The organism is Streptomyces sp. NPDC032940, from assembly GCF_040636935.1.
Lineage (GTDB): Bacteria > Actinomycetota > Actinomycetes > Streptomycetales > Streptomycetaceae > Streptomyces.
This window is the reverse complement of the sequence record NZ_JBEZVJ010000015.1, coordinates 119411-142440: the sequence shown is the minus strand read 5'-3', so window position 1 is coordinate 142440 and position 23030 is coordinate 119411. Positions and strand designations below refer to the sequence as shown.

The window sequence follows — 23030 nt, the reverse complement described above, 5'->3', positions numbered from 1 at the left end:
GCGCACTCCGAGGTCCACGGCGGAGCCGGATAACATCTGGCTCCGATGGACACCGAAGCACAGCCCACGGAGCGCGACCGCTCCTCCCGCCCTTCCGGCACCGAGCAGCCCTCGGACGCCGGGGGCCCGGAGGGACGGTCGCGTTCCGCGTTCTCGGCGTGGATCGCCGACTGGGTGCCGGGCGGGCGGATCACCGTCACCCTGCTCGCCCTCCTCGGCTGTCTGCTGCTGTTCAGCACCTTCGTACTGCGTCCCTTCCAGATTCCCAGCGGATCCATGGAGCGCGGATTGAGGATCGGCGACCGGGTTCTCGTAAACAAGTTGGCGTACCGTTTCGGGAACCGGCCGCAGCGGGGCGACATCGTCGTCTTCGACGGCACCGGGTTCTTCGGGCACGGCGACTACATCAAACGCGTTGTCGGTGTGGGCGGGGACCACGTGGTGTGCTGCGACAAGGAGGGGAGGGTCAAGGTGAACGACCGGTCGGTCGACGAGTCGGCGTTCCTCTACCCGGGTGACCGTCCGTCCACCGTGCCCTTCGACGTCGTCGTGCCCGACGGCACCCTGTTCGTCCTCGGGGACCACCGGGGCGACTCCAGCGACTCCCGCGACCACCTGGGCTCGCCGGGCGGCGGCATGGTCCCGGTGGACGAGGTGATCGGCCGGGCCGACTGGATCGTGTGGCCCTTCGGGCACGCCACCCGCCTCGGCCGTCCGGACGCCTACGCGCGCGTGCCCGCGCCGGCGCCGCCCGTCAAGGGCGCCGATGGGTAGCCGGGGCAAGCCCCGCGGGGCGCCCAGCAGCCCGGCGGAGGACCTTCTGCCCACCGGATCCCGGCGCGCCACCGCCCCGTCCGGCGGCCGGTCGCGCGCCGAGCGGCGCAAACTCCAGCGCAAGGTCAAGCGCCGCCGCAGACGCGGTGCCGTCAAGGAGATCCCGCTCCTCGTCGGCGTCGCCGTCCTCATCGCGCTGGTCCTGAAGACCTTCCTCGTCCAGGCCTTCGTCATCCCGTCGGGCTCGATGGAGCAGACGATCCGGATCGGCGACCGCGTCCTCGTCGACAAGTTCACCCCGTGGTTCGGCGCCGAGCCGCAGCGCGGGGACGTCGTCGTCTTCCGCGACCCCGGCGGCTGGCTCCAGGGCGAGCAGACCACCAAGAAGGACGACCCCGTCGTCGTCAAGCAGGTCAAGGACGGCCTCGCCTTCATCGGCCTGCTGCCCTCCGACGACGAGCAGGACCTCATCAAGCGGGTCGTCGGCGTCGGCGGGGACCACGTCAAGTGCTGCGACGCCCAGGGACGGATCACCGTCAACGGCGTTCCCCTGAACGAGGACTACCTGTACCCCGGCGACGTCCCCTCCACCACGCCCTTCGACGTCACCGTCCCCGAGGGACGGCTGTGGGTGATGGGCGACCACCGGTCCAACTCGGCCGACTCCCGCGTCCACCAGGACACCGACCAGGGCACGGTCTCCGAGGACGAGGTGGTGGGCCGGGCCATGGTGATCGCCTGGCCGTTCGGTCACTGGACCACGCTGGACGAGCCGGAGACGTACGCGTCCGTGTCCGACGCGGCCTCCGGTTCGGCCACTGCCTCCGCCGTGTCGCATAGGGTTGCCCCCGACGATCCGAACGCGATGATTCAACTCCCGATCCCTGCGGAACTCCCGCTCGTTATGGGAGTGGTGGGCCTGCGCCGGACACGGGGCAGGCGGTGGCAGAGAGTAAGGAGTTGGCGTGGGGGATGTGGCGGTTGGCGCACGGTCCGGACACGACGGCGAGGAACACCCGGGACGCCCCACGGAAGCGGCCGGCCCGTCCGCGGACGGCACCCAGCCCTTCGCGAGCGACTCCGGGACGGCCGAGGACGACAGGGTGACGGACGAACAGAACGGGACCGACGACGAGGGAGTGGGCGGCACCCCGCCCCCCAAGCGCGCCGCGGCCAAGAAGCAGCGTTCCTTCTGGAAGGAACTGCCGATCCTCATCGGCATCGCGCTGGTGCTCGCGCTGCTGATCAAGACCTTCCTGGTGCAGGCGTTCTCGATCCCCTCCGCATCGATGCAGAACACCCTCACCGAGGGTGACCGCGTCCTGGTCGACAAGCTCACCCCGTGGTTCGGCTCGGAACCCGAGCGCGGCGAGGTCGTCGTCTTCCACGACCCCGACATGTGGCTGGCGGGCGAGCCGACGCCCGAGCCGAACGCGCTGCAGACGGTCCTGAGCTGGATCGGCCTGATGCCGTCCGCGGACGAGAAGGACCTGATCAAGCGGGTCATCGGAGTCGGCGGCGACACGGTCGAGTGCACCGGCACGGGCCCGCTCAAGGTCAACGGCATGGCGCTGAACGAGCCGTACGTCTACCCCGGCAACACGCCGTGCAGCGACGACGACCAGGGCGGCCGGTTCAAGGTGAAGGTCCCCGAAGGCTCCATCTGGGTCATGGGCGACCACCGGCAGAACTCCGCCGACTCCCGCTACAACCAGGGCGACAAGCACGGCGGCATGGTCCCCGTGAAGGAGGTCGTCGGCCGCGCCATCGTGGTCGCCTGGCCGGTCAGCCACTGGGACACGCTTCCGGTCCCCGAGACCTTCGACCAGGACGGTCTGAAGAACCAGGCGACGGCCGCCGCCGCGCTCACCGTCGCACCCCAGGGCCTCGCCCTGGCCGGCGTCGTCCCCGTCGTCTGGTGGCGCCGCAGGCGGACCGCCCCGGCCGAGACCCGCTGACGCACCGCGGAGCACGCCCTTCCGGTCCGGTGGATCCCGGACCCGGGAGGGGCTGCCCCGTTCGGGTACCGCCCGGTAAGGTGCGCTTCCATGGGTGGCGAGAGCACGACACGTACGGCCCCGCACGGCGGCGGCGCGAGCACGGCCCCGGCGGCCGGCAGGACCGGGCAGCGGCTGTCCAGCATCGCCGTGGCACTCGGTCTGGTGCTGTTCCTCGGCGGTTTCGCCTGGGGAGCGGTGGTCTACCGGCCCTACACCGTGCCGACCAGCTCCATGACGCCGACGATCCACGCCGGTGACCGGGTGCTCGCCCAGCGGATCGACGGCACGGACGTCCACCGCGGCGACGTCGTCGTCTTCAAGGACGCCACCTGGGCCAACGCCCCCATGGTCAAGCGCGTGGTCGCCGTCGGCGGGGACACCGTCTCGTGCTGCCAGGAGGGCAAGCTCAAGGTCAACGGCAAGGTGATCGACGAGCCCTATCTGCCCGCCGGCACACCGGCCGAGATCAGCAACTTCCCGACCGTCACCGTCCCCGAGGGGCGTCTGTTCCTGCTCGGTGACGAGCGCGACAACTCCGTGGACTCCACGGCCCACCTCACCGACGCCGCCGGCGGGACCGTGGCACGCTCCGCCGTGGACGCCCGGGTGGACGCCGTCGTGTGGCCCATGAACGGCATGCTGGAACGGCCGTCGGGCTTCGAGGCCCTGGGCGGCGGCCTCTCCTCGCCGGGACCGCTGCGCACGGTCGTCGCCCTCGTGATCGCCGGTGCCGTGCTGATCCTCGGCGGCGCCGCGTACGGTCCGATCGCCAGACGGGGCGCCGCCTCCCGCGCCCGGACTCGGACGGAGCCCACCGGTGGCCGCTGAACCGGCGGCGGGCCAGGACACCTGCGAGGGCGGGCTGCGCAAGGTCGCCCGCGTGGTGCTGCTGGACCCCGACGACCGCATCCTGCTGCTGCACGGCCACGAACCGGACGACCCGGCCGACGACTGGTGGTTCACCCCCGGCGGCGGCGTGGAGGGCGACGAGACCCGTGAGGAGGCCGCGCGGCGGGAGCTGGAGGAGGAGACCGGCATCACCGACGTCGAACTCGGCCCCGTGCTCTGGCGGCGCAGATGCTCCTTCCCCTTCGCGGGCCGCCGCTGGGACCAGGACGAGTGGTACTACCTGGCCCGCACCACCCAGACCGCGACCGAGGCCGTGGGCCTGACCGAACTGGAGCGGCGCAGCGTCGCCGGAGCACGGTGGTGGACGTGTCGGGAACTGACCCGCGCCCATGAGACGGTGTATCCGACCAGACTCGCCGAGCTGCTGCGCACGCTGCTCGACGACGGTCCCCCCGCCGGGCCGGTGACCCTGGACACCGAAATCGTCTAGGGGCGCGCGGGACTGGCGCACAATGGGGGGATCGCACGGCTGAAGGGGAACATGCCATGAGCGCCGAGGACCTCGAGAAGTACGAGACCGAGATGGAGCTCAAGCTCTACCGGGAGTACCGCGATGTCGTCGGTCTGTTCAAATACGTGATCGAGACCGAGCGGCGTTTCTACCTCACCAACGACTACGAGATGCAGGTCCACTCGGTCCAGGGTGAGGTGTTCTTCGAGGTCTCCATGGCCGACGCCTGGGTGTGGGACATGTACCGGCCGGCCCGCTTCGTCAAGCAGGTGCGGGTGTTGACGTTCAAGGACGTGAACATCGAGGAGCTCAACAAGAGCGACCTCGAGCTTCCCGGCGGGTGAGCCTCCCCGCCCGTGTGGGTGACGGAGTTTTCCACAACCGGTGAGTAGTTCACCGTGCGTCACAGGACTGGACCGTCTGCGTGATCGTTGGTGCCGGAGGTGGTGCCGACATGAACGCACGGAGTGCGCTGGGCAAGTACGGCGAGACGCTCGCCGCCCGCCGGCTGGGAGAGGCCGGACTGACCGTCCTGGAACGCAACTGGCGCTGCGGCAGGACGGGCGAGATCGACATCGTCGCCCGGGACGGCGACGTCCTGGTCGTCTGCGAGGTCAAGACCCGCAGGGGCGGCGCCTTCGAGCACCCGATGACCGCCGTGAACCCCGACAAGGCGGAGCGGCTGCGCCGGCTCGCCGAGCGCTGGATCCAGACCCACGGGGGAGCACCGCCCGGAGGCGTCCGTATCGACCTGGTGGGTGTGCTCCTGCCACGGCGCGGGGCGCCCGTCGTCGAGCACGCGCGGGGGGTGGCGTGATGGGCTTCGCGCGTACGTGCTCCGTGGCGCTGGTCGGCGTCGAGGGCGTGGTGGTCGAGGTCCAGGCCGACCTCGAACCGGGCGTGGCGGCGTTCACGCTCGTGGGGCTGCCGGACAAGAGCCTCACCGAGAGCCGTGACCGGGTCAGGGCGGCGGTGGTGAACTCGGGCGCCGAGTGGCCGCAGAAGAAGCTGACGGTGGGGCTCAGTCCGGCGTCGGTGCCCAAGAGCGGCAGCGGGTTCGATCTGGCCGTCGCCGCCAGTGTCCTGGGCGCCGCGGAGCGGATCGACCCGCGTGTGCTCGCCGACATCGTGATGATCGGAGAGCTCGGCCTGGACGGACGGGTGCGCCCCGTGCGGGGCATCCTGCCGGCGGTCCTGGCCGCGGCGGAGGCCGGGTACGAGCAGGTGGTCGTGCCCGAGTGCGCCGCCGCCGAGGCGTCCCTGGTGCCCGGCGTCTCCGTCCTCGGCGTGCGCAGCCTGCGCCAGCTGATCGCCGTCCTCGCCGACGAACCCGTGCCGGAGGAGGATCAGGACCGGCCGGGCGGGCCCGACCCGCTCCTGGCCGGCCTGCGCATGCCAGGCACCGGCGCGGCCACGGGGATGCACGGCATGGGCGCGGCCCACCACGACCACGAGCACGACCTCGCCGACGTCGTCGGCCAGACCTCGGCGCGTACGGCGGTGGAGGTCGCCGCGGCCGGCCGGCACCACCTGTTCCTGGAGGGACCGCCCGGCGCCGGCAAGACCATGCTCGCCGAACGGCTGCCCGCGATCCTGCCCCGGCTGGACCGGACGGAGTCGCTGGAGGTCACCGCCGTGCACTCGGTGGCGGGCCTGCTGCCGCCGGGCAAACCCCTCGTCGACGTCGCCCCGTACTGCGCGCCGCACCACTCCGCCACGATGCAGTCCCTCGTCGGCGGCGGGCCCGGCGTGGCACGGCCCGGCGCCGTGTCCCTCGCACACCGGGGTGTTCTCTTCCTGGACGAGACACCCGAATTCAGCAGCCACGCCCTCGACGCACTGCGCCAGCCGCTGGAGGCCGGGCACGTCGTCATCGCACGCAGCGCCGGCGTGGTGCGCTTCCCGGCGCGCTTCCTGATGGTGCTGGCCGCCAACCCCTGTCCGTGCGGGCGCTTCTCGCAGAGGGACGACCTGTGCGAATGCCCGCCCGCGTCGGTCCGCCGCTACCAGGCCAGACTGTCCGGCCCGCTGCTCGACCGGGTCGACCTCCGCGTCGAGGTGGACCGGGTCACGCGCAGAGAGCTGGCGGGGGGCAGCGCCAGGGGCGACTCCACCGCGACGGTCGCCGACCGGGTGCGAGGGGCCCGCGAACGGGCCGCCGCCCGCCTCGCCGGCACCCCCTGGCGCACGAACAGCGAAATTCCCGGGCGCGAGCTGCGCAGCCGCTGGCACGCCGCGCCCGGTGCCCTGGACGACGCGGAACGCTGCCTCGAACGGGGCGTGCTCACGGCCCGGGGCCTCGACCGGGTGCTGCGCGTCGCCTGGACGGTCGCGGACCTCGTCGGCCACGACCGCCCCGACGCGGGGGACGTCGCCCTGGCGCTCCAGCTGCGCACGGGGGTGCCGCGCGGCGTGCCCATGGCGCTGGGGGCGCTGACATGAGCGGGGGAGACGGCGTGGGCGCGGGGGAACCCACGGGTGCCGAGCCCGCGGAAGGTGAGCTGCTCGGCCGGGTCTTCCTCACGCGGGTCATCGAGCCCGGCGACGAGACCGGCGGGCGGTGGGTGAGGGAACGCGGGGTCGCGGAGGTGGTGCGGCGGTTGCGCGAGGGCGGGCGCGCGCTGCCCGGCGTGAGCGCGAAACGGTGGGCCGGGCTCTGCGCCCGGGCCGCGGGAGCCGACGCGCGCGCGGACCTCGCCGTCGCGCGGGCGGCCGGGGTGCGGTTCGTGGCGCCGGGCGACGCCGAGTGGCCCCGGCAGCTCGACGACCTGGGGGACGCCCGGCCCCTCGGTCTGTGGGTGCGCGGCCGGCCCAGCCTGCGGATGTGGGCGCTGCGGTCGGTGGCGGTCGTGGGCGCCCGCGCCTGCACCGAGTACGGCGCCCACATGGCGGCCGCCCTCGCCGCAGGCCTCGCCGAAAGCGGCTGGGTCGTGGTGTCCGGCGGAGCCTACGGCGTCGACGGCGCCGCGCACCGGGGCGCCCTCGCTGCGGGCGGCGCCACCGCGGCCGTCCTCGCCTGCGGGGTCGACCGCCCCTACCCGCCCGGGCACACCAAGTTGATCACCAGGATCGCGGAACAGGGGCTGGTCGTCGGGGAGCTGCCACCGGGCGACCATCCGACGCCGAGCAGATTCGTCCTGCGCAACCGCGTCATCGCCGCGCTCACCCGGGGCACCGTCGTCGTCGAGGCCGCCCTGCGCAGCGGCTCGCTGGTCACGGCACGCGCGGCCCAGCGCCTGGGCCGGCACACCATGGGCGTGCCCGGGCCGGCCACCAGCGGGCTGTCCGCGGGCGTCCACGAACTGCTGCGCGGCGACGCCGTCCTGGTCACCGACGCCGCGGAGATCGTGGAACTGGTCGGCGACATGGGCGAGCTGGCCCCGGAGCGGCGGGGACCGGTGCTCCCCACCGACCTGCTGGACCCCCGGACCCGGCAGGTCCTGTCGGCGCTCCCCGCCCCTGGAACGGCGGCGGTGGCCGACATCGCGCGCCGTGCGCAGACCACGCAGGACGACGCGGTCGCGAGACTGTACGAGCTTCGAGCACTCGGTTACGTCGAACGACACGGCGATGTCTGGAAGTTGACACGCCAGACGACGGTCCCGGTCCGCGGCGGTCGCGGCCCGTGCTGACCGAGCGTGTTCGGCCGTCCGGGGGAAGCCCGACGCCCTTGGGGATTCCGGCAGTTGGGCGACCCGGGCGACCACGCTCGGCGATCACCGTCCCCCCTGAAGGGCGTTCAGCGGAACGTATCTGCGTACGACCCCCCGGCCGTCCTTCGCACACCGCGACAGTCCAGTCACGCTACGCTCACGAGGACCCCCACGCAGACAGGCGACACAGGCGACAACCAGACAGCAGACCGGCGGCCCCACCCCGGGCACCGCATCACGGCAGAACGGCACAAGGCGACGAATGCCCCAGCACACCTCCGGGTCCGACCGGGCGGCGCTCCCCCCAGCCGCCCGCGACGGTGGCAGCGTGCGACCGTCCGCCCCCTCGACGCTCGACGAGCTGTGGCGGTCGTACAAGGCGACGGGCGACGAGCGGCTGCGGGAACAGCTGATCCTGCACTACTCGCCCCTGGTGAAGTACGTGGCGGGCCGGGTGAGCGTGGGACTCCCGCCCAACGTCGAGCAGGCGGACTTCGTCTCCTCCGGGGTGTTCGGGCTGATCGACGCGATCGAGAAGTTCGACGTGGACCGGGAGATCAAGTTCGAGACCTACGCGATCACCCGGATCCGGGGCGCCATGATCGACGAGCTGCGGGCGCTGGACTGGATCCCGCGGTCCGTGCGCCAGAAGGCCCGGAGCGTCGAGCGGGCCTACGCGACGCTGGAGGCGCGACTGCGGCGGACCCCGTCGGAGGGCGAGGTCGCCGGCGAGATGGGCATCGCCGTGGAGGACCTCCACGCGGTCTTCAGCCAGCTGTCGCTGGCCAACGTCGTGGCCCTGGAGGAGCTGCTGCACACGGGGGGCGAGGGCGGGGACCGGCTCAGCCTGATGGACACCCTGGAGGACACCGCCGCCGACAATCCGGTGGAGATCGCCGAGGACCGGGAACTGCGGCGGTTCCTGGCGCGGGCGATCAACACCCTGCCGGACCGCGAGAAGACCGTCGTCACCCTGTACTACTACGAGGGACTCACCCTGGCCGAGATCGGCAACGTGCTGGGTGTGACCGAGAGCCGGGTCAGCCAGATCCACACCAAGTCCGTACTGCAACTGCGCGCCAAGCTGGCGGCATTCGGCCGCTGACCCGGCCGGACGTCCCCCGGACGGCCGTATGCGGGGGTGCGGTGCAGGACGCCGTACCGGGCGGTGGGGTCCCCTACGGGGGCACGTCTCCGTAAAGTGGTGACGTGCCAAGGATTCGAGCGGCCTCCGTGGCCGAGCACCGGTCGATGCAGCGTGCCGCCCTGCTGGACGCGGCACGCTCCCTGCTGTCCGACGGCGGGACGGAGGCGCTGACCTTCCCCGCCCTCGCCGAGCGTACGGGCCTCGCCCGTTCGTCCGTCTACGAGTACTTCCGGTCGCGGGCGGCGGTCGTCGAGGAGCTGTGCGCCGTCGACTTCCCCGTCTGGGCCGCGGAGGTCGAGGCGGCGATGGAGCGCGAGACGACGCCCGAGGGCCGGGTCGAGGCGTATGTGCGCCGGCAGCTCGACCTGGTCGGGGACCGGCGGCACCGCGCCGTGGTGGCCATCTCAGCGAGCGAGCTGGACGCCGGTGCCCGGGAGAAGATCCGGGCGGCGCACGGTGGCCTGGTCGCCATGATCGTCGAGGCGCTGGGCGAGATGGGGCACGAGCAGCCACGGCTCGCGGCGATGCTGCTCCAGGGGGTCGTGGACGCTGCCGTGCGGCGGATCGAGCTGGGGGCGGCCGAGGAGCCGGCGGCGATCACGGAGGCGGCGGTCGCCATGGTGCTGCGAGGTGTCCGGGGCTGAGCCCTTCGGGGGTCTCGCGAGCTCCGGCGCGCGGCCCCCGGGCCGCCCGTCACCCCGGCCCGGCGGGGAGGGGGACGCCCAGCACCGGCAGCAGTCTCGACGGGCCCGAGCCGAGCAGCCAGGGCGGCAGCAGTGCGAGCGGGTTCAGATAGACGTCCCCTCTCCGCACACCCCAGTGCAGACAGGCCGCGCAGTGGGAGCCCGCCGGCTCCACCGTGCCCAGCACCTCTCCCGCGGCGACCTCGTCGCCCGCCCGCACCGACGCCCGCACCGGCTCGTACGTCGTTCGCAGCGGCGGAGCGCCCGTTCCCGTCAGTTCCAGCGAGACGACGCCCCGGCCGGCGACCCGTCCCGCGAAGGACACCGTCCCCGCGGCCACCGCCCGTACGGCGGTCCCGGCCGGTGCGGCCAGATCCACACCGCGGTGCCCCGGGCCGTACGGCGTCGCCGGAGGCTCCCAGCCCCGCAGGACCGCGGGCCGGCTGCCGACCGGCCAGAACCTGGCCACGGCCGGGACCACCGGGCCCGGCTCCCGCACCGGACCCGCCCCGGCGACCGCCGCGGGTATCACCGGCAGAGCCGGTTCCGCCGCCGGAACCGGCGCCGTCACGGCCACCGGCAGTGCCATCGCCACCCACGTCCACAGACCCGCACATCGCCTCGCTCGCATACGGGAACCGTCCCGCACCACGGCCCGCCGGGGCCCGGCCCTGTGGACCACTCGCAGGTTGTGGACAGCTGCGTCACCCGGTGCCCCTCGGGTCCCGTACACTTCTGGTGGCGATCCGGGTGACCGGGTCGACTTCGCACGCCCCGACACGAGGCCGTCAAAAGCTCGTGCCAGCGCCCCTCGGTCCCTTGTGGCACGGCGCATCGCGGGCGTCAGGCGCGGAAGCCGTCCGGCTTCCGCGGCACAACCGAGAACACCAAGGAGATACGGCCATGGCCGTCGTCACGATGCGGGAGCTGCTGGAGAGCGGCGTCCACTTCGGTCACCAGACCCGTCGCTGGAACCCGAAGATGAAGCGCTTCATCTTCACCGAGCGCAACGGCATCTACATCATCGACCTGCTCCAGTCGCTGTCGTACATCGACCGCGCCTACGAGTTCGTCAAGGAGACCGTCGCCCACGGCGGCACGGTCATGTTCGTCGGCACCAAGAAGCAGGCGCAGGAGGCCATCGCCGAGCAGGCCACCCGCGTCGGCATGCCCTACGTCAACCAGCGCTGGCTGGGCGGCATGCTCACCAACTTCTCGACCGTCTACAAGCGCCTGCAGCGCCTGAAGGAGCTCGAGCAGATCGACTTCGAGGACGTGGCCGCCTCCGGCCTCACCAAGAAGGAGCTGCTGGTCCTCTCCCGCGAGAAGGCCAAGCTGGAGAAGACCCTCGGCGGTATCCGCGAGATGTCCAAGGTGCCCAGCGCCGTCTGGATCGTGGACACCAAGAAGGAGCACATCGCGGTCGGCGAGGCCCGCAAGCTCAACATCCCGGTCGTCGCCATCCTCGACACCAACTGCGACCCCGACGAGGTCGACTACAAGATCCCGGGCAACGACGACGCGATCCGCTCCGTCACCCTGCTCACCCGCGTGATCGCCGACGCCGTCGCCGAGGGCCTCATCGCCCGCTCCGGTGTCGCCACCGAGGGCAAGGGCGACAAGGCCGCCGGCGAGCCGCTGGCCGCCTGGGAGCGCGACCTGCTCGAGGGCGAGAAGAAGGACGAGGCCGTCGAGGCCGCCGCCGAGACCCCCGCCCCCGACGCCAAGGTCTCCGAGGCCGTCGAGGAGGCCGCCACCGAGGTGGCCGAGGGCGAGCAGGCCTGACCCACGGTGCTGACGGCGGGGGCGGCATGAACCCCGCCCCCGCCGCTCACCCGTAGGCCGACATGACGCCCGCGATCCGGTCCTGCCGATCGCGGGCCCGTGCGGATCTCCGATCTTTCAAGACTTCCAGAAAGACTCACAGACTCATGGCGAACTACACCGCCGCCGACGTCAAGAAGCTTCGCGAGCTCACCGGCGCCGGCATGATGGACTGCAAGAAGGCGCTGGACGAGGCCGAGGGCAACGTCGAGAAGGCCGTCGAGGCGCTCCGCATCAAGGGCCAGAAGGGCGTCGCCAAGCGCGAGGGCCGCTCCGCCGAGAACGGTGCCGTCGTCTCGATCATCGCCGACGACAACACCTCGGGCGTCCTCGTCGAGCTGAAGTGCGAGACGGACTTCGTCGCCAAGGGCGAGAAGTTCCAGAACGTCGCCAAGGCCATCGCCGAGCACGTCGCCAAGGCCGCCCCGGCCGACCTCGAGGCCCTGCTCGCCTCCGAGATCGAGCCCGGCAAGACCGTCCAGGCGTTCGTGGACGAGGCCAACGCCAACCTGGGCGAGAAGATCGTCCTGGACCGCTTCGCGCAGTTCTCGGGCGGCTACGTGACCGCGTACATGCACCGCACGATGCCCGACCTGCCCCCGCAGATCGGTGTCCTCGTCGAGCTGGACAAGCCGAACGCCGAGATCGCCAAGGGCGTCGCCCAGCACATCGCCGCCTTCGCGCCGAAGTACCTCTCCAAGGAGGACGTCCCGGCCGAGGTCGTCGAGTCCGAGCGCCGCGTCGCCGAGGAGACCACCCGCGCCGAGGGCAAGCCCGAGGCCGCCCTGCCGAAGATCGTCGAGGGTCGCCTCAACGGCTTCTTCAAGGACGCCACCCTGCTCGGCCAGCCCTACGCCCTGGACAACAAGAAGTCCGTGCAGAAGGTGCTGGACGAGGCCGGTGTCAGCCTGAAGCGCTTCTCGCGCATCAAGGTCGGCATCTGAGTCCGTACCGCGACGGACGCACGACCCCGGTAGGGTCGACAGCAGTCGTCCGCGCCGTTGCCGTCTGCCGCTGTGCACATGCGCGTGGCGGCGGACGACAGCAGATCTGACGAGGAGGCCATTGCCGCGTATGGGATGCGAAACCCGCCCCCGCCGGCAATGGCCTTCTTCGTGTGTGTGACCCACGTAAAAGAGGCGAGATCTCCATGACCACCAAGGCCGAGAAGAGCGACGACGACAAAGTACGCGGCCGCTTCATGCTGAAGCTGTCCGGGGAGGCCTTCTCCGGCGGTGGGGGCCTGGGCGTCGACCCCGACGTGGTGCACGCCATCGCCCGCGAGATCGCGGCCGTCGTCCGCGACGGCGCGCAGATCGCCGTCGTCATCGGCGGCGGCAACTTCTTCCGCGGCGCCGAACTGCAGGTGCGCGGCATGGACCGCGCCCGCTCCGACTACATGGGCATGCTCGGCACGGTGATGAACTGCCTGGCCCTCCAGGACTTCCTGGAGAAGGAGGGCGTCGACTGCCGCGTGCAGACCGCCATCACCATGGGCCAGGTCGCCGAGCCGTACATCCCGCTGCGCGCCGTGCGCCACCTGGAGAAGGGCCGCGTGGTCATCTTCGGCGCCGGTATGGGCATGCCGTACTTCTCCACCGACACCACCGCCGCCCAGCGCGCCCTCGAGATCGACGCCGAGGCACTGCTCATGGGCAAGAACGGCGTGGACGGGGTCTACGACTCCGACCCGAAGACCAACCCGGACGCCGTGAAGTTCGACGCGCTCGGGTACGGCGAGGTCATCACCCGCGACCTGAAGGTCGCCGACGCCACCGCCGTCACGCTCTGCCGCGACAACAGCCTCCCGATCGTCGTCTTCGAACTTCTGAAGGAGGGCAATATCGCCCGCGCCGTCAAGGGTGAGAAGATCGGCACGCTTGTGGGTGACCAAGGCAACCGGGACTGACCGGAGAACCATCCCCGTCCGCGGACGCCACCTGTCCGGGGGACGGACGGGACGGGGCCGGGCCGGGGGATGGACATTGTCCCGCCGGTCGGGAACCGTGCAGGAAGAAGACGCGACGCAGCCGGCCGCAGCTCCGACAAGGACCGCAGCCGGGCCTACTCAAGACACGCAGGAGCAAGTGGTGATCGAAGAGACCCTCCTCGAGGCCGAGGAGAAGATGGAGAAGGCCGTCGTGGTCGCCAAGGAGGACTTCGCCGCGATCCGCACCGGCCGTGCGCACCCGGCGATGTTCAACAAGATCGTGGCCGACTACTACGGCGCGCCGACGCCGATCAACCAGCTGGCCTCGTTCTCCGTGCCCGAGCCGCGCATGGCCGTGGTGACGCCGTTCGACAAGAGCGCCCTGCGCAACATCGAGCAGGCGATCCGCGACTCCGACCTCGGCGTCAACCCGAGCAACGACGGCAACATCATCCGGGTGGTGTTCCCCGAGCTCACCGAGGAGCGCCGCCGCGAGTACATCAAGGTCGCCAAGGGCAAGGGCGAGGACGCCAAGGTGTCCATCCGCTCCGTGCGCCGCAAGGCCAAGGACGCCATCGACAAGCTGATCAAGGACGGCGAGGTCGGCGAGGACGAGGGCCGCCGTGCGGAGAAGGAGCTCGACGACACCACCGCCAAGTACGTCGCCCAGGTGGACGAGCTCCTGAAGCACAAGGAAGCCGAACTGCTCGAGGTCTGATGAACGACTCTTCCTGGGGAGCGCCGCCACAAGCCGGGTACTGGGGGCCGTCCGACCAGGGGCCCCTCCAGGGGGCTGCCCCGGCGGGTCCCGCGTACGATGCGCACAACGCGCAGCAGACTCGCCCCATGCCCATCGTGCCCGACGTACCCGAACACGGCGGAGACCAGGATGGCGACCAGGGGGCCGCTCGGCTGAGCGGCCCCTTGTTCCGAGACGAGCCGTTCCGCGACGACACCCACCGCGGCGAGACCCCGTCGGCACAGCCGTATGCGGCGGTGCCGCAGAATCCGGAGCCCATGCCCGACGCCCAGCAGCCGCCGCAGCCGTCGCCGCAGCAGCAGCCGCAGAAGAAGAGCGCGGGGCGCGACCTGGGCTCCGCGATAGGGGTCGGGGTCGGGCTCGGCGTCGTGATCATCGCGTCGCTGTTCGTCGTCAAGGCCGTCTTCGTCGGCGTCGTCGCGACAGCCGTCGTGGTGGGTCTGTGGGAACTGACCTCGCGGCTCCAGGAGCGCAAGGACATCAAGGCGCCCCTCGTGCCGCTCGCGATCGGCGGCGCCGCGATGGTGGTCGCCGGGTATGTGCGCGGTGCCGAGGGGGCGTGGGTCGCCATGGCGCTCACGGCGCTGGCGGTCCTCGTGTGGCGGATGACCGAGCCGCCGGAGGGCTACCTCAAGGACGTCACGGCGGGCCTGTTCGCGGCGTTCTACGTGCCCTTCCTCGCCACCTTCGTCGCGATGATGCTCATGGCGGACGACGGTGCCTGGCGGGTCCTGGTCTTCCTGATACTGACCGTCGTCAGCGACACCGGCGCGTACGCCGTCGGCTGGCGCTTCGGCAGGACCAAGCTGGCCCCGCGCATCAGCCCCGGCAAGACCCGTGAGGGTCTGCTGGGCGCGGTGGCGTTCTCGATGGTGGCGGGCGCGCTGTGCATGCAGTTCCTCATCGACGACGGCACCTGGTGGCAGGGCCTGCTGCTCGGCCTCGCCGTCGCCGTCAGCGCGACGCTGGGCGACCTCGGCGAGTCCATGATCAAGCGGGACCTCGGCATCAAGGACATGGGCACCCTGCTGCCCGGCCACGGCGGCATCATGGACCGCCTCGACTCCCTCCTGCCGACGGCACCGGTGGTGTGGATGCTGCTGGTGATCTTCGTCGGGTCGGGTTGACCTGCACGGTTCCGATGAACGGCCTCCGCCCGAACAGGGCGGGGGCCGTTCTCTTTGCGGTCGTCCAGTGATCGTCTAGGGTTCCGCCATGGCGCAGGCGAGACGGGGAGACGACGGCAGATACCACGGCGACCTGCCCTGCGTGTGGTGCAAGGCCCTGCTCGATCAAGGGGGCCGGCGCCGAGTGCGCCGCTACTGCGGACCGTGGCACCGCACGAAGCAGTACGCCAGCACCGTCGTCGCCCTGGTCGCGGGCCTGTTCTGAGGGCGGCCCGGCCACCCCGGTGGATCTGCGACACTGGGAAGGTCATGCCTAATCCCGGAGAACTCACATTCGTCGCCCCGCGCGGAGCCAAGAAGCCGCCGCGGCATCTCGCCGATCTCAGCCCTGCCGAGCGCAAGGAGGCCGTCGCCGCGATCGGTGAGAAGCCGTTCCGTGCGAAGCAGCTCTCGCAGCACTACTTCGCGCGGTACGCGCACGATCCCGAGCAGTGGACCGACATCCCCGCCGGTTCGCGCGAAGGGCTGCGGGAAGCGCTGCTGCCGGAGCTGATGTCGGTCGTCCGGCATCTGTCGACCGACCAGGGCACCACCCGCAAGACGCTGTGGAAGCTCTTCGACGGCACGCTCGTCGAGTCCGTGCTGATGCGCTACCCGGACCGGGTGACCATGTGCATCAGCTCCCAGGCCGGCTGCGGCATGAACTGTCCGTTCTGCGCGACCGGGCAGGCCGGGCTCGACCGGAATCTGTCCACCGCCGAGATCGTGCACCAGATCGTGGACGGCATGCGGTCGCTCAGGGACGGCGAGGTGCCGGGCGGACCGGCGCGGCTGAGCAACATCGTCTTCATGGGGATGGGCGAGCCGCTCGCCAACTACAACCGGGTCGTGGGGGCCATCCGTCGGCTCACCGACCCCGAGCCCGACGGGCTGGGGCTCTCCCAGCGCGGGATCACCGTCTCCACGGTCGGTCTCGTCCCCGCGATCCACCGGTTCGCCGACGAGGGCTTCAAGTGCCGGCTCGCCATCTCCCTGCACGCCCCCGACGACGAGCTGCGCGACACCCTCGTCCCCGTCAACACGCGCTGGAAGGTGCGTGAGGTGCTGGACGCCGGGTTCGAGTACGCGGCGAAGTCCGGGCGCCGGCTGTCCATCGAGTACGCGCTGATCCGGGACATCAACGACCAGGCGTGGCGCGGCGACCGGCTCGGACGGCTGCTCAAGGGCAAGCCGGTGCACGTCAACCTCATCCCGCTCAACCCGACGCCGGGCTCGAAGTGGACCGCCTCACGGCCCGAGGACGAGAAGGCGTTCGTCGCGGCGATCGAGGCGCACGGTGTGCCGGTGACCGTCCGGGACACCCGTGGCCAGGAGATCGACGGGGCGTGTGGTCAGCTCGCCGCCGGCGAGCGGTAGTCTGACCGGCGTACACCCGCGTTTTCAGACATCTTCATATTCCGACAGGGGAGCGCCACAGCGCTGAGAGTGCGGCACCGGCCGCAGACCCTCCGAACCTGGCCCAGGTCATTCTGGGTAGGGAGATCGGTCATCACTCGAGCTGTTGCGCCCTGCCCGGGTCCCTCGCCAAGGGGTCCGGGCGGGGCCGCGTCTTCTCCTGGTAACCCAGGAGGAATTCCGTGAGCATCACCAAGAAGGCCGGCGTCCTGGCGGTCGGGCTCGGTCTCGTCGGCGGCCTGGCCGCCTGTGGATCGTCGTCGTCCGACGGCGACGACCAGGGGTCCGCCGGTGCCAGGACCGTGACCCTCGTCAGCCATGACTCGTGGGCCGCGTCCAAGAGCGTCATCGCCGAGTTCGAGAAGAGCTCCGGCTACCGGGTCAAGGTCCTCGAGGACGGCGACGCCGGGCAGGCCGTCAACAAGGCCATCCTCACCAAGGACAACCCACAGGGCGACGTCTTCTTCGGCGTCGACAACACCCTCCTGTCGCGGGCGCTGGACAACGGCCTGTTCCAGCCGTACGAGCCCAAGGGCTCCGACATGATCCTGCCCGAGTACCGGGTCGACCAGGACAAGCACCGCGTCACCCCCATCGACACCGGTGACATCTGCGTCAACTACGACAAGGCGTACTTCAGCGAGCACAAGCTGACCCCGCCCGACTCCTTCGACGACCTGATCAAGCCGGAGTACAAGAACCTCCTCGTCACCGAGGACGCCGGCAGCTCCTCGCCCGGCCTCGGCTTCCTGCTGGGCACCGCCGCCAAGTACGGGGACGGGGGCTGGGAGGGGTACTGGAAGAAGCTGAAGGCCAACGGCGTCAAGGTCGTCGACGGCTGGGAGCAGGCGTACAACGAGGAGTTCTCCGGCTCGGCCGGCGGCAAGAAGGCCAAGGGCGACCGTCCCCTCGTGGTCTCCTACGCGTCCTCGCCGCCCGCCGAGGTGATCTACGCCGATCCGAAGCCGGACACCGCGCCGACCGGCGTCGCCACCGGCACCTGCTTCCGTCAGGTCGAGTACGCGGGCCTGCTGAGCAACGCGAAGAACACCGAGGGCGGAAAGGCGCTGCTGGACTTCCTGGTCAGCAAGAAGTTCCAGGACGACATGCCGCTGAACATGTTCGTGTACCCGGTGCGCGAAGCCGCCCAGGTGCCGCCGGAGTTCGTGAAGTACGGGCCGCAGGCCGAGAACCCGCAGACCCTGGACCCCGAGAAGATCGCCGACAACCGTGACCAGTGGGTCAAGTCGTGGACCTCACTCCTCCTGAAGTGACCGGACCGGCCAAGGCCGCCCGCCCCGCCGTCCCCCGGCGGCGGGGCGGGGGCGCGGCACGGCTGGCCCTGATGGCCGGTCCCGTCGCGTTCTTCGCGGTCTTCTTCGCCTACCCCGTCGCCGCGATCGTCGCGCGCGGGCTCGAGGTCGACGGGGTCTGGCAGCTCGGGCGGATCGCGGACGTCCTGGCCCAGTCCGACGTCCGGCACGTGCTGTGGTTCACCACCTGGCAGGCGCTCGCCTCCACCGCGCTCACGCTGCTGGTCGCCCTGCCCGGCGCCTATGTCTTCGCCCGCCTGGACTTCCCCGGCAAGCAACTGCTGCGGGCCGTGGTGACCGTGCCGTTCGTGCTGCCGACGGTAGTGGTCGGCACCGCGTTCCTGGCGCTCGTCGGGCGGGGCGGCCTGCTCGACGAGCTGTGGGGCGTACGGCTGGACACCACGGTGTGGGCCATCCTGCTCGCGCACGTCTTCTTCAACTACGCCGTCGTGGTCCGCACCGTCGGTGGGCTGTGGGCCCAGCTCGACCCGCGCCAGGAGGAGGCGGCGCGGATGCTCGGCGCGTCCCCGCTGCGGGCCTGGCGGCGGGTCACCCTGCCGGCGCTCGGGCCCGCCGTGGCCGCCGCCGCGCTGATGGTGTTCCTGTTCACCTTCACCTCCTTCGGCGTCGTCCAGATCCTCGGCGGCCCCACCTTCTCCACCCTGGAGGTGGAGATCTACCGGCAGACCTCGCAGATCTTCGACCTGTCCACGGCCGCCGTGCTCACCCTGATCCAGTTCGCGGCGGTCTGCGCCATCCTCGCCGTGCACGCCTGGACGGTACGGCGGCGCGAGACGGCCCTCAGGCTGGTGGACGCCTCCCGCACCGCGCGCCGGCCGCGCGGGGCCGGGCAGTGGGGGCTGCTGGCGGGCGTCCTCGTCACCGTCGCCGTCCTCGTCGTGCTGCCACTCGCCGTGCTGGTCCAGCGGTCCTTCGGCGGCGGCCTCGGCTACTACCGGGCGCTGACCCACGAGGACGGCGGTACCTTCCTCGTCCCGCCGATCGAGGCTGTCGGCAACTCCCTCCAGTACGCCCTCGCCGCCACCGCCGTCGCCGTGGTCGTCGGCGGTCTGGCGGCGGCGGCGCTGACCCGGCGGGACGCGGGCCGCCTGGTGCGCGGCTTCGACGCGCTGCTGATGCTGCCCCTCGGGGTGTCCGCCGTGACGGTCGGCTTCGGGTTCCTGATCGCGCTGGACGAACCCCCGCTGGACCTCAGGTCCTCCTGGATCCTGGTGCCGCTCGCGCAGGCGCTGGTCGGCGTCCCCTTCGTCGTACGGACCATGCTGCCGGTGCTGCGGGCGGTGGACGTGCGGCTGCGGGAGGCGGCGGCGGTGCTCGGGGCCTCGCCGTGGCGGGTGTGGCGGGAGGTCGACCTGCCGATGGTGCGGCGGGCACTGCTGATCGCCGCCGGGTTCGCCTTCGCCGTGTCGCTGGGCGAGTTCGGGGCGACCGTGTTCATCGCACGGCCCGACAACCCGACGCTTCCGGTCGCCGTGGCCCGGCTGCTCGGGCGGCCCGGAGACATGAACTACGGGCAGGCGATGGCCCTGTCGACGATTCTGATGGTGGTGTGCGCCGTGGCCCTCGTGGTGCTGGAGCGGCTGCGCACCGACCGGAGCGGGGAGTTCTGACGATGCTGCTGAGTCTGCGGGACGCGACCGTCCGCTTCGGCGGGCGGGCCGTGCTCGACGCCGTCGACCTGGATGTCGCCGAGCACGAGGTCGTGTGCGTGCTGGGGCCCAGCGGCAGCGGCAAGTCGACGCTGCTGCGCGCCGTCGCCGGCCTTCAGCGGCTGGACGCCGGGCAGGTGCTGCTGGACGGGCGCGACCAGGCCGGGGTGCCCGCGCACAAGCGCGAGGTGGGGCTGATGTTCCAGGACCACCAGCTGTTCCCGCAGCGCGACGTGGCCGGCAACATCGCCTTCGGCCCGCGCATGCACGGGGCGTCGCGGTCCCGGCAGCAGCAGGACGTACGGGAGCTGCTGGAGCTGGTCGGGCTGCCGGGCGCCGCCCGCCGCTCCGTCGCCGCGCTCTCCGGCGGTGAGCAGCAGCGGGTCGCGCTGGCCCGGGCGCTGGCGCCCCGGCCCCGGCTGCTGATGCTGGACGAGCCGCTCGGCCAGCTCGACCGCTCGCTGCGGGAGCGGCTCGTGGTGGAACTGCGCGAGCTCTTCGGCCTGTTGGGCACCACCGTGCTCGCCGTGACGCACGACCAGTCGGAGGCCTTCGCGCTCGCCGACCGGGTGGTGGTGATGCGGGACGGGCGGATCGCCCAGGAGGGCACGCCGCTTCAGGTGTGGCAGCGGCCGGCGGACGCCTTCGTGGCCCGTTTCCTCGGCTTCGACAACGTGGCCGACGCGACGGTGGCCGGGCAGGTCGCGGCCACGCCCTGGGGCAAGGTGCCGGTCCCCGAGGACGCCCCGCAGGGTGCGCGGACCGTGCTCGTGCGGCCCGCCGGGGTCAGGATCGTGCCCGCCGACGCAGGACTGCGCTGCACGGTCGCCGCGCGCACCTTCCGCGGTACCCATGTCGCCGTCCACCTCCAGCCGGAGGGAGCGCCGCGCCTGGAGGCGGCGTGCGCGCTGCGGGCGGCCCCGGAGGTCGGGGACACGGTCGGGGTGGAGTTCGACGGGACGGAAATCGTGGTGCTCGGGTGATCGTCCGCTCCTAGGATGCGGATCATGACGTCACCGGCACACGAACGCTACTGCGACGAGATCGCCCACCAGGTGGAGCAGTTGAGGGACCTGGTGACCTCCGGCACCGATCTCGCCGCCACCGTCCCGACCTGCCCGGACTGGTCGCTGGAGGACCTGGTCCGGCACACGGGAGGCGCCCTGCGCTGGGCGGAGCTGCTGGTGCGCACCCGGGCCCGGGAGAACGTCCCCGACGAGCAGGTGCCGGACGCGGCCGGCCCCGGGGCCCGGGGCGACGCCGCCGCGCTGGGCGCCTGGCTGGCGGAGTCGGGGCAGACGGTCGTCGCCGCGCTGCGCGAGGCCGGGCCGGACGCGAAGGTGTGGTCGTGGGGCGCCCGGCACGACGCGGGCTTCTGGGCGCGCCGGATGACGCACGAGGTCACCGTTCACCGCGCGGACGCCGTGCTCGCCGCGGGACAGCCCTACCGGGTCGCGCCCGAGGTGGCCGCCGACGCGATCGACGAATGGCTGGAGATCGTGCAGTTCGTGCAGCGGACCGGCACCGACCCCGAGGCGAACGAACTGCGCGGACCCGGCCGCAGCATCCATCTGCACGCGACCGATGCGGCCCCCGGACTGAACGCGGAGTGGCTGATCGAGTTCGGCGAGGACGGGTTCAGCTGGCGCCGCGGGCACGAGAAGGCGACCGTCGCGCTGCGGGGGCCCCTCACGGACGTCCTGCTCGCCTTCTACCGCAGACTGCCGCTTGACGCCCCCGGTCTCGAAGTGCTCGGCGAGCGGGAGTTGCTGGAGTTCTGGCTGAAGCGGGCGTCGTTCGGCTGACACGGCGACGGCCCGCCCCCTGACTCCTGCCGAGGGGACGGGCCGCCGTTCGCACGGTACTGACGAAAGGTCAGCTGATGCCGCTGCCGGCAGGGCGTCAGCTGTTGCCGTTCGCCCCGCGACGGCGCAGGCCGAAGAAGACCGCGCCGCCACCGACGACGACGAGCGCCGCCGCGATGCCGACGATCATGCCGGTGTTGGAGTTCGCACCGGTCTCGGCGAGGTTGGACTCACCGGCCGCCGGGGACGGGGCACTGCTCGGCACGGACGCCGGGGCGGTGCTCTCGCTCGGGGAGGCGGCGGGGGCCGACGTCGACGGTGTCGGAGCCGGCGTCCCGGTCTCCTCGGCCGGGGCGGAGGAGCTCTGCGACGGGGTCGGGGACGGGGACGGGGTGTCCTCGGTCTTGCAGGCGGTCGCCGGGGTGACGAGGTTCGGCTTGATGTCCTCGTCGACGTAGCCGCCGGCCTTCACGTGGATGCGGTACTCGGCCTTCGGCTTCCAGTCCGCGGCGAAGGTGATGGTGCTGCCCTCGCGCGAGCCCTTGACCACCTGCTCGTCGATCTTCTGCGCGTCGCCGCCGTTGTTCTCCAGGTACACGGTGACGGTGGCGGGGATGCCGGCGGGGTCGACGTCGGTGACGGTGATGACACCCTTGTCGCCGTCGCACTTGGCGGCGGCGGAGAACTCGCCGATGTTGCAGGCGACGGCGTTGCCGGCGGCGCCGATCGCGAGGGCCGCCGTGGCCGACGCGACACCGAGGGCGCGGACGCTACGGCGGGACGCCGTGCGGCTGAGTATGGACAGGACTGCCACGTTTTTCCTTTACGGGAAGCGCGGATGCGGGGGGTGGAGAGGGTGCTGATGGCATCAGCACACCCACGAGCCTCACTGGTCTATAAGCGGTCCATAAGAAGTGTCAACGCATATGCCCGTCAGGGGCGTTGGCTTTGCCCTCTTATTAACCGCCGACACGTTTCAGCGCGTTCCGCGTCCGTACGGCCCGTCAGGAGGGGCGGACAGGGGCGGACAGGGGCGGGCACGGGCGGTGTCGGATCCACCAGCCCGTGCCCGGTTCGTGCCCCCGCTCACTCCTTGACGGCCGCTCAGCCCTCGATGGCCGCCGGGTCCATCCACGCGACCTCCCAGGTGTGACCGTCGAGGTCGTCGAAGGCCCTGCCGTACATGAAGCCGTAGTCCTGGGTCTCACCGGAGACCGAACCGCCCGCGGCGACCGCCTTGTCCACCAGCTCGTCGACCTTCTCGCGGCTCTCCGCGCTCAGCGCGATCAGCACCTCGCTGGACTTCGTCGAGTCCACGATCTCCTTCTTCGTGAACTGCGCGTACTTCTCCTTGCTCATCAGCATCGCGATGATCGTGTCGCTGATCACGACCGAGGCGGTGGACTCGTCGCTGAACTGGGCGTTGATCGTGTAGCCGAGCTCCGTGAAGAACTTCTTCGAGGCGTCGATGTCGTTGGTCGCCAGGTTCACGAAGATCATCTGCTGGTACATGGGGGCCTCTCCCGTCG

The 23030-nt window shown here is 71.5% G+C and carries 24 protein-coding genes, 1 pseudogene and 1 riboswitch; of the genes and pseudogenes, 22 read left to right on the top strand and 3 right to left on the bottom strand.

All coding sequences use genetic code 11. From position 1 onward, the window contains the following. The first annotated feature begins 45 nt into the window (after positions 1–45). From lepB (AB0E77_RS20030) to AB0E77_RS19980, 11 genes and pseudogenes are all read left to right on the top strand, one after another. Positions 46–774: a signal peptidase I gene (gene lepB, locus AB0E77_RS20030; RefSeq protein ID WP_361572419.1), complete on the top strand. Its 729-nt coding sequence runs from the start codon at positions 46–48 to the stop codon at positions 772–774. Next, positions 767–1828: pseudogene (gene lepB, locus AB0E77_RS20025) on the top strand (signal peptidase I); the annotation flags it as partial. The gene lepB (AB0E77_RS20030) and the pseudogene lepB (AB0E77_RS20025), both read left to right, overlap by 8 nt. After that, complete coding sequence (gene lepB / locus AB0E77_RS20020; RefSeq protein WP_361572417.1) at positions 1740–2732, top strand: signal peptidase I; 993 nt, start codon at positions 1740–1742, stop codon at positions 2730–2732. The pseudogene lepB (AB0E77_RS20025) and the gene lepB (AB0E77_RS20020), both read left to right, overlap by 89 nt. 90 nt (positions 2733–2822) lie before the next feature. Continuing rightward, positions 2823–3602: a signal peptidase I gene (gene lepB, locus AB0E77_RS20015; protein WP_361572415.1), complete on the top strand. Its 780-nt coding sequence runs from the start codon at positions 2823–2825 to the stop codon at positions 3600–3602. After that, a complete protein-coding gene (locus AB0E77_RS20010) occupies positions 3592–4113 on the top strand; it encodes an NUDIX domain-containing protein (protein ID WP_361572412.1) in 522 nt (173 codons plus the stop codon). Before lepB (AB0E77_RS20015) ends, AB0E77_RS20010 begins: the two co-directional genes overlap by 11 nt. A gap of 56 nt (positions 4114–4169) precedes the next feature. Beyond that, positions 4170–4478, top strand: a complete 309-nt coding sequence (locus tag AB0E77_RS20005; protein ID WP_003965949.1) for a DUF2469 domain-containing protein — start codon at positions 4170–4172, stop codon at positions 4476–4478. Positions 4479–4588: 110 nt separating this feature from the next. Further along, a complete protein-coding gene (locus tag AB0E77_RS20000; RefSeq protein WP_361572409.1) occupies positions 4589–4951 on the top strand; it encodes a YraN family protein in 363 nt (120 codons plus the stop codon). Then, the gene (locus AB0E77_RS19995) at positions 4951–6576 is read left to right on the top strand and encodes a YifB family Mg chelatase-like AAA ATPase (RefSeq protein ID WP_361572406.1); all 1626 of its coding nucleotides are present in this window, start codon (positions 4951–4953) and stop codon (positions 6574–6576) included. The genes AB0E77_RS20000 and AB0E77_RS19995 overlap by 1 nt, the downstream gene beginning before the upstream one ends. Then, positions 6573–7766, top strand: coding sequence for a DNA-processing protein DprA (dprA, locus tag AB0E77_RS19990; protein WP_361572403.1), 1194 nt, complete (start codon positions 6573–6575; stop codon positions 7764–7766). The genes AB0E77_RS19995 and dprA overlap by 4 nt, the downstream gene beginning before the upstream one ends. A gap of 283 nt (positions 7767–8049) precedes the next feature. Continuing rightward, complete coding sequence (gene whiG / locus AB0E77_RS19985) at positions 8050–8892, top strand: RNA polymerase sigma factor WhiG (RefSeq protein WP_361572401.1); 843 nt, start codon at positions 8050–8052, stop codon at positions 8890–8892. A 128-nt stretch (positions 8893–9020) separates the two neighbouring features. Next, complete coding sequence (locus tag AB0E77_RS19980; RefSeq protein ID WP_361572469.1) at positions 9021–9578, top strand: helix-turn-helix domain-containing protein; 558 nt, start codon at positions 9021–9023, stop codon at positions 9576–9578. Positions 9579–9627: 49 nt separating this feature from the next. On the opposite strand, the gene AB0E77_RS19975 is transcribed toward AB0E77_RS19980, so the two are convergent. Further along, on the bottom strand, positions 9628–10248 hold the full coding sequence (locus tag AB0E77_RS19975) for a M23 family metallopeptidase (RefSeq protein ID WP_361572398.1): 621 nt from the start codon (positions 10246–10248) through the stop codon (positions 9628–9630). A gap of 272 nt (positions 10249–10520) precedes the next feature. On the opposite strand from AB0E77_RS19975, the gene rpsB reads away from it, so the two are divergent. From rpsB to AB0E77_RS19920, 11 genes are all read left to right on the top strand, one after another. Continuing rightward, complete coding sequence (rpsB, locus tag AB0E77_RS19970; protein ID WP_361572395.1) at positions 10521–11402, top strand: 30S ribosomal protein S2; 882 nt, start codon at positions 10521–10523, stop codon at positions 11400–11402. A 146-nt stretch (positions 11403–11548) separates the two neighbouring features. Continuing rightward, positions 11549–12385, top strand: a complete 837-nt coding sequence (tsf, locus tag AB0E77_RS19965; RefSeq protein ID WP_361572393.1) for a translation elongation factor Ts — start codon at positions 11549–11551, stop codon at positions 12383–12385. Between the two features lie 206 nt (positions 12386–12591). Further along, a complete protein-coding gene (pyrH, locus tag AB0E77_RS19960; protein ID WP_361572390.1) occupies positions 12592–13350 on the top strand; it encodes a UMP kinase in 759 nt (252 codons plus the stop codon). A 181-nt stretch (positions 13351–13531) separates the two neighbouring features. Next, positions 13532–14089: a ribosome recycling factor gene (gene frr / locus AB0E77_RS19955; RefSeq protein ID WP_014675285.1), complete on the top strand. Its 558-nt coding sequence runs from the start codon at positions 13532–13534 to the stop codon at positions 14087–14089. Next, positions 14089–15258, top strand: coding sequence for a phosphatidate cytidylyltransferase (locus AB0E77_RS19950; RefSeq protein ID WP_361572388.1), 1170 nt, complete (start codon positions 14089–14091; stop codon positions 15256–15258). The genes frr and AB0E77_RS19950 overlap by 1 nt, the downstream gene beginning before the upstream one ends. Before the next feature lie 88 nt (positions 15259–15346). Then, positions 15347–15523, top strand: a complete 177-nt coding sequence (locus AB0E77_RS19945; RefSeq protein WP_361572385.1) for a hypothetical protein — start codon at positions 15347–15349, stop codon at positions 15521–15523. Positions 15524–15567: 44 nt separating this feature from the next. After that, the gene (gene rlmN / locus AB0E77_RS19940) at positions 15568–16674 is read left to right on the top strand and encodes a 23S rRNA (adenine(2503)-C(2))-methyltransferase RlmN (protein WP_361572383.1); all 1107 of its coding nucleotides are present in this window, start codon (positions 15568–15570) and stop codon (positions 16672–16674) included. A 36-nt stretch (positions 16675–16710) separates the two neighbouring features. Continuing rightward, a riboswitch (TPP riboswitch) is annotated at positions 16711–16816 on the top strand. Positions 16817–16895: 79 nt separating this feature from the next. Continuing rightward, on the top strand, positions 16896–17987 hold the full coding sequence (locus AB0E77_RS19935) for a thiamine ABC transporter substrate-binding protein (protein WP_361572380.1): 1092 nt from the start codon (positions 16896–16898) through the stop codon (positions 17985–17987). Between the two features lie 71 nt (positions 17988–18058). Continuing rightward, a complete protein-coding gene (locus tag AB0E77_RS19930; protein ID WP_361572466.1) occupies positions 18059–19657 on the top strand; it encodes an iron ABC transporter permease in 1599 nt (532 codons plus the stop codon). A gap of 2 nt (positions 19658–19659) precedes the next feature. Further along, complete coding sequence (locus AB0E77_RS19925; protein WP_361572378.1) at positions 19660–20679, top strand: ABC transporter ATP-binding protein; 1020 nt, start codon at positions 19660–19662, stop codon at positions 20677–20679. 24 nt (positions 20680–20703) lie between these two features. Then, complete coding sequence (locus AB0E77_RS19920) at positions 20704–21501, top strand: maleylpyruvate isomerase family mycothiol-dependent enzyme (RefSeq protein WP_361572376.1); 798 nt, start codon at positions 20704–20706, stop codon at positions 21499–21501. A gap of 97 nt (positions 21502–21598) precedes the next feature. Here AB0E77_RS19920 and AB0E77_RS19915 read toward each other — a convergent pair whose 3' ends face one another. Beyond that, positions 21599–22315, bottom strand: a complete 717-nt coding sequence (locus AB0E77_RS19915; RefSeq protein WP_361572374.1) for an LAETG motif-containing sortase-dependent surface protein — start codon at positions 22313–22315, stop codon at positions 21599–21601. A gap of 290 nt (positions 22316–22605) precedes the next feature. Continuing rightward, a complete protein-coding gene (locus AB0E77_RS19910) occupies positions 22606–23013 on the bottom strand; it encodes a VOC family protein (RefSeq protein WP_361572371.1) in 408 nt (135 codons plus the stop codon). Between the last annotated feature and the right edge of the window lie 17 nt (positions 23014–23030).